The 9,975-nt window shown below is 55.2% G+C and carries 12 protein-coding genes; 3 read left to right on the plus strand and 9 right to left on the minus strand.

Translation table 11 applies throughout. From position 1 onward, the window contains the following. The coding region (locus B4F73_RS10525) for a hypothetical protein (RefSeq protein ID WP_290481702.1) at window positions 1–310 on the minus strand (310 nt) is incomplete at its 3' end. A gap of 267 nt (window positions 311–577) precedes the next feature. On the opposite strand from B4F73_RS10525, the gene B4F73_RS10530 reads away from it, so the two are divergent. Together B4F73_RS10530 and B4F73_RS10535 are read left to right on the plus strand one after the other, a co-directional pair. Beyond that, the gene (locus B4F73_RS10530) at window positions 578–1,897 is read left to right on the plus strand and encodes a flagellar hook-length control protein FliK (protein WP_290483213.1); all 1,320 of its coding nucleotides are present in this window, start codon (window positions 578–580) and stop codon (window positions 1,895–1,897) included. A 12-nt stretch (window positions 1,898–1,909) separates the two neighbouring features. After that, entirely contained in the window at window positions 1,910–2,578 is a 669-nt protein-coding gene (locus B4F73_RS10535; protein ID WP_290480179.1) for a flagellar hook assembly protein FlgD, read from the plus strand. A 44-nt stretch (window positions 2,579–2,622) separates the two neighbouring features. On the opposite strand, the gene B4F73_RS10540 is transcribed toward B4F73_RS10535, so the two are convergent. From B4F73_RS10540 to B4F73_RS10575, 8 genes are read right to left on the minus strand one after another with little or no spacing between them, the layout of a single operon-like run. Then, entirely contained in the window at window positions 2,623–3,174 is a 552-nt protein-coding gene (locus B4F73_RS10540; protein ID WP_290480180.1) for a flagellar basal body-associated FliL family protein, read from the minus strand. Between the two features lie 9 nt (window positions 3,175–3,183). Next, complete coding sequence (locus B4F73_RS10545; RefSeq protein ID WP_034814660.1) at window positions 3,184–3,894, minus strand: flagellar basal body L-ring protein FlgH; 711 nt, start codon at window positions 3,892–3,894, stop codon at window positions 3,184–3,186. Continuing rightward, window positions 3,891–4,298 carry a flagellar basal body P-ring formation chaperone FlgA gene (gene flgA / locus B4F73_RS10550; protein WP_051607784.1) on the minus strand — a complete coding sequence of 136 codons (408 nt, stop codon included), beginning with the start codon at window positions 4,296–4,298 and terminating at the stop codon, window positions 3,891–3,893. The genes B4F73_RS10545 and flgA overlap by 4 nt, the downstream gene beginning before the upstream one ends. A gap of 4 nt (window positions 4,299–4,302) precedes the next feature. Then, window positions 4,303–5,088, minus strand: a complete 786-nt coding sequence (flgG, locus tag B4F73_RS10555) for a flagellar basal-body rod protein FlgG (protein WP_034814657.1) — start codon at window positions 5,086–5,088, stop codon at window positions 4,303–4,305. A gap of 28 nt (window positions 5,089–5,116) precedes the next feature. Next, entirely contained in the window at window positions 5,117–5,830 is a 714-nt protein-coding gene (locus B4F73_RS10560) for a flagellar hook-basal body complex protein (protein WP_290480181.1), read from the minus strand. Further along, window positions 5,830–7,575, minus strand: a complete 1,746-nt coding sequence (locus B4F73_RS10565) for a hypothetical protein (protein WP_290483214.1) — start codon at window positions 7,573–7,575, stop codon at window positions 5,830–5,832. The genes B4F73_RS10560 and B4F73_RS10565 overlap by 1 nt, the downstream gene beginning before the upstream one ends. Continuing rightward, complete coding sequence (motA, locus tag B4F73_RS10570; RefSeq protein ID WP_206991607.1) at window positions 7,575–8,441, minus strand: flagellar motor stator protein MotA; 867 nt, start codon at window positions 8,439–8,441, stop codon at window positions 7,575–7,577. The genes B4F73_RS10565 and motA overlap by 1 nt, the downstream gene beginning before the upstream one ends. 41 nt (window positions 8,442–8,482) lie before the next feature. Then, a complete protein-coding gene (locus tag B4F73_RS10575; protein ID WP_290480182.1) occupies window positions 8,483–9,400 on the minus strand; it encodes a FliM/FliN family flagellar motor switch protein in 918 nt (305 codons plus the stop codon). 168 nt (window positions 9,401–9,568) lie between these two features. Between B4F73_RS10575 and B4F73_RS10580 the strand changes: the two genes are divergently transcribed. Further along, on the plus strand, window positions 9,569–9,975 hold a 407-nt coding region (locus B4F73_RS10580; protein ID WP_290481699.1), incomplete at its 3' end, for a flagellar motor protein MotB.

Below are 9,975 nucleotides of genomic sequence, written 5' to 3' on the forward strand. Positions count from 1 at the left end.
TAACAATTCCTATTTGTTCGTTGCCCTCGCTTGAGGCTGGTATGCCGGTCGCGTTCAGCCCCAAGGGGTGCTTTTCGGCGAGATCTTCGGCAATTGCCTCAATGATCATTCGCGAAAACGCCGAAGCCGCCTCCCCTCCTGACTGGGTGAAGGCCTCTTCGAGTCCAGTGTGACTCAGCATTTCAGACCAGAGCAGTTGTTCGAACCTCACACCGATTTCTTCGATGGCAGTCTTGCCTGCGCCGTTTCCGGCGGGCGAGGTGCCAGACAGAGGCGCTGTTCCCATGCCTGCGCCTGAAATATCTGTCATACCTCTCACTCCTCACGTCTGGCGGCAGCGAAATGAACCGCGTTTGCTTAAAACTTATTTTACCAGTGTTGGGCCAAACAGGGTTAAGAGAAACCTAATCTGGATTAACCTATGACGCCTTTTCTGAGCTTCGATGGAATGTCCGCAGTCGATTCATCTGGCGGTGCGCCAAATGCATCTCCGTTAGCGGATGGAGAACTAGGCAAGGCTTTTCAGAAGCATTTAGCAGAACAAGATACTATTGAAGGTGAAGCGCCAGATCAGGTCATGATGGCGAGCGTAAACACTGATACCGCAAATGCGTCGCCGATCGCCTTTCTGAATCTGGAATCTGAAAACGTCATAGATGTAGAGCTTGATCCAGCCGACCTTGAGGCAACCGACTTCGCAAAACTTGAGGAAGCCCCGGAAGTTTCGGCGCCACTGGTCACCTCAAATGTCGATCCGGACACTGTCAAAGGCACAGATTCTGACGTGACTATTCCGGTCCCGCATGCCGCGGAAATAATTGAGGCGTCGGCTTCGTCCGAGCCGCGCGCACCCGACGCCAAGACCATGGTTGATCCGGATCTTGCAGACACCAAAACCACTACTGTGCCGGGTCTAGCAGACGCCGAACCTGAGCGCGCCGATGCGTCCATTGAGGACTTGCCAGCAACGGTCGCCGTTGATGACCCGCTCCAGTTTCAGGCACCCCCAGCCGAGCCTCGAGAGGCCTCTGAAATCGAACCGGATGCGATGATCGAACCGGATGCGGTGATCGAATCGGATGCTCTGATCGAATCGGCTATTGTTCCGAAAGCCACTGAAATGGGTGCGCTAGCTGACGCGGCTGGCGAATCCGAGTTGGAGCCCTCCCCCGCCCCCCAGAAGACCGCCTTCAACACCGCTGGAACTCCACAGCCCGCTCCATCTGGCGAAACCGCTCAGGACGGCACGCCGCAAGACCGGAAATCACCTGACCCCCTGCCAGGATCACTCAATACCTCAGGGTCTATGGAGCCGGTCCAAGGATTTGCAACCGGAATGGCAACAGAGTTTGCCAGCCCGGCATCTGACACCGGGCAACCATCTACATTGGGCCTGTCAGCCGTAACGAGCACGACGCCGACGATCTCCACCCCCTCGATGCAAGCCGTAGTCGCCCCCGCGCAACCTCAAGCGAATTATGTTGCTGTACCCGCCGATATTCCGAGCATCATTTCTCGGGAATTGTCATCAGACACGCAGTCGAACCGCGTGCGAATTCAGCTCGATCCGCCAGAACTCGGACGGGTCTCTCTTGAATTCAAGTTTGACCAGCAAGGCCTACAGCACGTGCTGGTCACAGCAGATTCAGCCGAAGCGATTCGCCGAATACGGGCCTTTCACCCGGAGCTGGTCTCGATCCTCGACGAGCACGGCTTGTCTAGCCAGGATATGACCTTTCGCGAGCAACCCTCTGATCAGAACCCGGCTCAAAGCTGGTCGAACACTGACGCCGACGCCCTGGACAGCGACCCAGATAGTTTGGCCGTCGCTGCATCCCCCCTTCAACAAGCCACCCCCTCCAGCACCGTCACCAACGGCCTGGATATACGGGTATAGGAGTTCGAATTCATGAGCACGATCGAATCGACCACCGCCGCGCAAACGCAGACGACTGCCTCTTCGGCAGCTACCCAACAATTTGGTGAGGAGTTCAATAACTTCATCAAACTGCTCACTGCACAGGTTCAGAATCAAGACCCACTCTCCCCAATGGATTCGACACAGTTTGTTGACCAGCTCGCGACGTTTTCCTCGCTTGAACAGCAGGTTCAAACAAACTCTGCGCTGGGTGGAATTTCGTCATTGATCGGAGAACTCCACACAATGTTCGCCAGTGAATGGCTGGGCGAGACCGTAACGGTTGAGTCATCATGGGTGCCATACACAGGCTCCGAAATCCGCTATCTGGCCAACACGCCTACCGACGCTGACGACGCATACCTGACCGTGCGGGACTCGGAGGGAGAGCTTGTCTGGTCTGAAAAGCTGGACATGGAAGACGGAGTCCACACATGGAATGGTCAGACCAATTCCGGTGACACCATTACGAACGATGAGATTTTCGAGTTCAACATCGACTATTACCGAGGTGAAGAATACATCGGATTGGGAGCGCCTCAGGTCATTACCACCATCACCGATGTCTCAACCGAGAATGGCGGGCTCCGCTTCGGAACCTCATCTCATCTATCAGCCGACCTGACGAGCGTGAACAAATATTCCGGGGCTATGAGCTAACTAAAAAAGCCCGCAGATCCTAGCTATGTCAGGCAAATGGCAGATCACAGATCCTGACGGGCCATATCCAGTATCAGCACGTTATGAATGCCGTTCGGAATCTCGTTCTGGAGGTTCGTAAGGATCATGGCGCGCAACGTCTCATAATTGTCGACATCGGTGATAGAGTTAAGCGTCCGCCCCCCACTACTCAGTTTCACCAAAGTGGTCATGATGTTGTCGCGCAGGACGGGCTCTTTGGAAAACAACTCTTGCGAAATACTTGTGTCGACTTCGAGGTTGAGGTTCAGGATCACAAGGCTTTGCACCCGATCATCCTCAATCATGGGGACGACGAACTCCCGCGTGAACTTGTAATATGTCACTTCGCCACTGTCAGCAGCGCCGTGCTTGTCACTTTTTCCGTGGGAGTCTTTTTCCTTCTTGGCCTTTTTTTCCTTCTTGGGCGCCGCGTGTTCATCACTCTCCTGGCCATCACTCTCGTGCTCAGCCGCTGGCACCGGCGAAGGCGAGGAACCGGACTTCAGAAAATAGGCACCGCCACCGCCAGCAGAAATTGCGAGCAAGGCTACAATAGAAGGAACGATTTGCTTCATTTCAGGATCCTAGAACGGTACGACCTTGTCGATAATTTTCTGGCCAATCCGCTGTTGCGGAACCGATGTCGCATCACCGCTATTGAGGTATGAAATCTGCGCATCTGCGATCTTCTCATAGGTTACCGTATTGGTCCGGGTGATATCTTGTGATCGAATTACGCCGCTTACCGTCAGCATGCGAACCTCGTTGCTTACGCGCGTTTGCTGGTAGCCCTGAATGACCAGGTTGCCATTCGGCTCCATCGCAACTACGCGTGCCGCAAGCGTAAAGGCGATCTTCTCGGCCCGATTCATCGCACCACTTCCGTCCATTGACGAGCCACGATTATAGTCGACGCCAGGTGACAATGACGCCCCGCCAGGCAGCACACCGTTTGCCCACTCCGGCAAACCGAACAGCGCATCGACATTCACGTCAGCACTGCTATTGCGATTCCGGGAAAGAGAGCTCTGCAGGCTTGCCTGATCGTCCATCTCAACAACGACAGTCAGCAGGTCGCCGATAGCCTTTGCTCGGCGCATGCTGAGCAGAGCATTAGGAGCGGTAGTCCAAAGCGACGCATCGCTTGTACCTTCGGGCTCAACATAGGCCTGCTGCATCACCGCCGGCATGGTGGTCGCAGGTGCAGTCATGTCGAATGTTGCATCTGCCGAAGGCACAGAGCCGCAGGCTGTGAGGCCAAGGAATGCTGCGGTGAATGTAAGATAGTGTTTCATTGCACAAGCACCCATCCGTCTTTCTGAACAATACCGTTTACGATCTTCTTCGAATTCAAATTCAGGATCGCGACTGCTTCATCTTCAGTCGCCTCCCCCATCGCTCGGCCAGTCGTCGTGATTTCCAATGCTCCGCTGACGAATTTTACCGTCACGAGTTGGTTGCGGCGCACAAGGCGCGCGGGGCGCGTATCATCCATCGACAATTCTTGCCCGACATACACCGTGCGGCGAACTTCTCGGCCGAGCAGAGGGTTATCGGTGTCGACCAAAGCACCCGTCTCCGTCGATATGTTGGCGGCCGTAACCGTGTCGCCGGCGCGAATAACTTCCTTGACCACGAGCGACGAGCCACCAAGCATTTGCGCCGCCAGCCCTAATCCCAAAGCAATAGCTGGTATCATTCTGTTACCTCACTCGTGTTGTGGCAGCCAACATCTCGTCAGCTGCGGTAATAACCTTTGAGTTAAGCTCATAGCCTCGCTGGGCTTCGATCAATTCCGAAATTTCCTGAACCACGTCGACGCTGGATTCCTCGAGGAAGCCCTGGCGAAGAAGCCCCATCCCCTCAGTCCCCGGCACGAGTTGGTTAGCCGGACCGGAGGCTTCGGTTTCTCGGAACATGTTGTCGCCCATGGCCTCGAGGCCTTTTTCGTTGATGAAGCGGACAAGCGAGATGTTCCCAATGGCCTGACCGTCAGATCCATCGTCGAAATAGGCCACCACCTCGCCATCTCGGCTGATGGCAACGCTTCGCGCATTCTCCGGAATGACCAAGCCATCTGCCAGCGGGAATCCATCCATTGTGACGATCTCACCCTCGGCGCTTCGATTCAGCTTGCCGTCCCGGGTATAGGCAGACTCTCCGGACGGCAGCGTGATCTCAAGAAAGCCCGTTCCGTCAATCGCAAGGTCAAGCTCTGCGCCCGTTTGGCGGAGGCTTCCCTGAGTGATTTCCATGGAGACCGATGAAGGTTTTACGCCGGTACCCAGCTGGATACCGGCCGGAACGACGGTACCTACCTGCGAGGTGATCGTGCCTGGCGTCAGGTGTTGCTGGTACATGAGGTCCGAGAACTCGGCGGTGCGCGGGCGATAGGCCGCCGTACTCATATTGGCGATATTGTTCGAAATGACTTCGACGCGCATCTGTTGAGCGGCCATTCCTGTCGCGGCGATCTGCAATGACTTCATTTCATTCCCCTACGGTTCTAAGCCAGCTTCACAGCTGGCGTATCGTCTTGATCAATTGATTGATCCGATCGTCTTCTTTCTCGATCAGTGTCTGACCAGCCTCATAAGCGCGCTGCACCTCAATCAAGCGAGATACTTCGAGGATTGAGGATACATTGGATTGTTCCAGCGTGCCCTGGATCACTGAGGGCTCTTCGATTGGCTGATGACCATTCGGAGCTGCAAACATGGTGCCGCCCTCTTGATTGAGTTCGCCATCGGGCATGACGACCGCAACCTGCCCCAATATTTCTTCGCCAGACGAAATGGTACCATCGGGAGCAATTGAAACTCTGGTAACTTCCTGCGGGATCGCGATCGCTCCGCCGCCGGCCCCTTGGACCTGGTGGCCAAAGGCGTCAACAAGGTTGCCCTCTGCTGACAGTTGGAAAGCCCCGGAGCGGGTGAGACGTTCGCCGGCCGGCGTATCAAGAACAAAGAAGCCGTCTCCATGAATGGCGAGATCGAATTGACCGCCCGTATGCTTCATCCCGCCTTGGGAAAGGTCGAAATTATGCCCGGCAAGGCTGCCCATGGACAGGCTCTCAGACTGGTCGCCTACGGCAGCAATGTGCTCCGCAAAAATGGCATGGTTGGACTTGAACCCAGTTGTGCTGGAGTTCGCCATATTATTGGCAATTACCTGCATCTCTCGAAGCAGACCATCTTGTCGGGTCAGAGCCGCATAGATCGCATTGGACATCAGGGCATCTCCTGAAAATTCGAGTTTAGCGCCGCGCTGATTTGACTGAGATGTTCCGGAATCTCACTCAACTTGATACGCTGGAGCCTCGGTTCGGCCTTGCCAAACTTCAAAGCGAGAACGGCATCAATACGCGGCCGATAGTCTTCCTGAGTAATCCGCTCTGCAGCTGAATAGACTGCCGCCGGTAGGATCCAATTGCCGGAAGCGGCATCTGTTTCAATGAGGTCGACCACGGTTGGCGTGTCCAACACAACTCTCGAGGCAACTTTGGCGAGCCAGGCCCGGTCGTTGGTCAGCACAGCAGCCATGGCAGCAAGACGCATAACATCGGGATTGTCAGATCGGGTTTGTGTGAGATCTCGCAAACTCGCGAAATCCTGCATGCGGAAGGCCAGGGCTGCCCGTTCCGATGTGAGGCCTTCGCTGTCAGGAATGTCTTCCGACAAGGCTGTCATGACGCTCAAAAGGCCAATATTTCCTGCGAATCGGGCGGCAGACTCGACGATCTGATCGTGACCAGAATTGCCAGAAAGTATGTCTTCATTCTCCCCCACGGCGCTCATCGCCGCCAGGCTGGCAAGACGATCGGCACCTTCAAAATCCTTCTGGAGACGGGCGGCCAGCTGATTCCCCAAGAGTTTGCGTGTTTCAGGGTCCTGCATGGCAGGAAGCTCAGCAAGTTCGGAGATCATTTCGTAATCAGAAATTTCTCCAGGACCTTTCAGCATCGTCTCCAGACTAGCGCGAACATCTGATCCTCGCGGCAGTTGCTGGACATTCTTCAGGAGATCACCAACAAGTTCGTCCTGCAAGCTCGCCTCAACCGGCAAGCCATGCCGCATGAGGACGGCTGCTGTCTCGGAGCGCAATTCTGGAACATTGAGGAATTCTCGAAGCTGGCGCTCTCGCTCGATGCCGCCCTGGTTCATGTCAATCATCGCTCGGGTAAACGCCAGGCGCTGCGACCGTCTGATTTCTTCTGCCGAAAAATCCGCCATCAGTTTCTCTGAAAGGAGGGTTTTTCCCATGCGATCAAGAGAAGGGATTGCCAATGAGGCCGTGCGTACCTTGAGCCGGTACGGCAACCGCCGATAGCTCATGAGATTGAGGTCCAGAAGATCCACGCCTTTCTCGTCGAGCAGCGACAGGCGCGCAAGCGACAACCAGATGTCACCATACATGTTGCAGGCCGCGACCTGCTCGAACAGCTCGATGTCAGGCACCGAACCGTCCTCGAGCAGGCGAGACAGATTGCGGATGTAGCGACTATCAGTGTCTTCCATCCCCGACACCTGAAGGCGCCCCTCAGCATAAAGACCTATCGATACATACGCCATGGCCACGTCTGCTGGCGTCAGGCTAATGCCCGTGGCAACCTGCTCAGCACGCCAATTCAGGAAATGTTCGTAGGTCGAGAACTCCTCAAAAGCCTGAAGGTCGAGGACGGCGTCGCTGATGCAGGCTGAATCGACTTCTACCGGCGCAGCAGCGTCGGTCGGCGACAACCGGCCGCGAAACAATTGCGTAGGCTCCGAGGGCGCGGACGCGGAGACCGGCGCCTGATCTGCCGGCGTCAACAATCCCTCCCCTATCGCCTCATCAACGAACTCTCGAAAATTCACGGAAAGCTCATCTGCTTCGGTCGCGCGCCCGGCATCTTCCGCTGTTTCGGGCGCTTCAGCAAACGCCGAAAAGCCCGCCATCAAGGCGAGCCCGGCTAGCAAGGAGAGGCGACTCGTCATCACGCGGCCTGCTTTAACCCCCGGATCGCTTCTTCCACTTCATTGAACGATGGGCGTACCCGCGTCGGTGCGTGGCGACGGGCCACTTCGACACAGATATTGACCGGGTTTTTGTGGAGGTTCGACACAAGGACCTCACCAATCATTGAATAGAAATTATGTTCTTCCAGCCGAATATGTTTCACACGTGTCGCGAATGGTCCGACGATGCCATAGGCGAGAAAAACGCCCAAGAAGGTACCAACAAGCGCGCCGCCAATCATGCCGCCCAGAACTTCCGGTGGCTTGTCGATGGATGCCATCGTCTTGATAACGCCGAGAACTGCCGCAACAATCCCCAGGGCAGGCAAGGCATCGGCCATGTTCTGCAGGGCGTGCGATCCGTGCAATTTCTCTTCGATCAGGCTGTCCAGCTGCTTCTCCAGAAGCTCTTCTACCTGATGTACATTGTCGAAGTTCATGATCATGGAACGGATGGTGTCGCAGATCATCTCGATCGCGCGCTTATCCTTCAGAATCTTGGGGTATTTGGCAAAAATATCAGAGTCCTGCGGAGCTTCGATATGCGTCTCGATATCCACTGGATTCTTCTTCAAGACATTAAGAAGTTCGTGCATCAGACACAGCAGGTCCTGATAGTCCGACTTCTTCCATTTGGGTCCTGCAAATGCGGCGACCATGTCCCCACCAGCATGCTTGATCGTGGTCATGTCATTGCCGGCAAGAAAGGCACCTGTGGCTGCTCCACCGATCATCATCATCTCGAACGGAAGCGAATGCATGATGATATCCAGATGTCCGCCAGCAAGCATATACCCGCCGAAGACCATCACCACCGTGACAACCAGACCTGCTATTGCGTTCACCTACAAACTCCTTCGATTCCTCCGCTGACACGGGGACTGATTCAAATTTCCGCAATTTCTCTGATGACGTCTTCCGGAACCGGCGAACGCAACTTGAGCGCTCTGAAACCTTTCCAAGCACCTAATTCGCCCTGACTAATGGGCAAAGAGCCGCTGACCGTGTCCGCGCTCAGAACCAATTTGTCCATCTTGGCATTTGGTAGCGTGATCACCTGCCCCACTTCCAGTTGTGAACATTCGCCAATCGTCATCGGCATGGATTCCAGCACAGCATCGAGCACGACCGTCGTGCTCCGCACCCGCTCCCGCAGGACATCCCGACCAGTCTCATCAGGAGCGGTCTTGGGCTCCACACGTTCCTGAAGTGTGCGGACAAGCTTTTTTACGTCATCCATCTTCAAGACCAGCTGAATCTCTGGCGCATCGTCACCGCCTTCCATCAACCAGCTGTCTTCACCACCATCACCGCCAAGCGTATAGACGACGCTCAAGTACGTGATGTCTTGACTGAATGTGTCACCGGAGGCGGAGAAATCGGCGAGATGAGGTGGGCTGGCGGTCGCTTGCTGCGTCGCCGAAGCGACGACTCGGGACCATAATCCGCGCGCAGCATGTTCGGACATAAGCCGCAGAAACAGGTCCGGGGCGCTCTTCAGAGTACTTGCATCCTGACGCAACCGCGTTGCCGCATACTTGCGGGCACCCATAGAGTTGATTGCGACGGCCACAACCGGACCGACAGCCTCCGAAACAGAGACAAACGCATATGACCCCTCAAAAGATTGGGCAGGTTGGCTACCCGTTAGGACTTTCTGACTAGAAATGGATGGAATGATGGTTAAGCCGTAAACATCCTTGGCCCAGTGGCCGATCGCAGAAGATAACGTTGCCCAGAGCGCGTCGCACAGCCGGACAGCGGGAGGTAAGCCTCCCGCAGCTTCTATCTTTTTCTGCAGCACAGAAGACACAAGACACCCGCAAATATGAATACCAGTTCCGTTGGTAGGAATTCAGTAATTTGGTTGCTGAATAGTTACCAAGACCGCATCAAACGGCCGTCCGGGATTATCCGTAATTTGATTTCGCCCTGTTACTACGGACATTCTTGAACACAGGGCGGACACCAAATGGTCGATCCTAAATCGACAAATACGCAACCTATCATCATCAAGCGCAAGAAGGTGGTCAAAGGTGACGGTCACCATGGTGGCGCCTGGAAGGTTGCCTATGCTGACTTTGTCACCGCGATGATGGCGTTCTTTCTGCTAATGTGGCTGCTAAACGCAACCACGGAAGATCAGCGAAAAGGTATTGCCGACTATTTCAACCCGACTATCCCGATCAGCCGGATCTCAGGCGGTGGATCTGATGGACTGAACGGTTCTTCCATGTTCACCGAAGACACTTACGCCAAGATGGGCACGGGCGGCACGCGCCAACAAACTGTCGACTCACCTAGAAAAGAAGCCCAGTCCGGCGCCAGCAAGGAAGAAGTCGCAGAGAATCTCCATAACCTCAGACAAGAACTGGGCGA

This window comes from Hyphomonas sp. UBA3601, from assembly GCF_002375605.1.
Classification (GTDB): domain Bacteria; phylum Pseudomonadota; class Alphaproteobacteria; order Caulobacterales; family Hyphomonadaceae; genus Hyphomonas.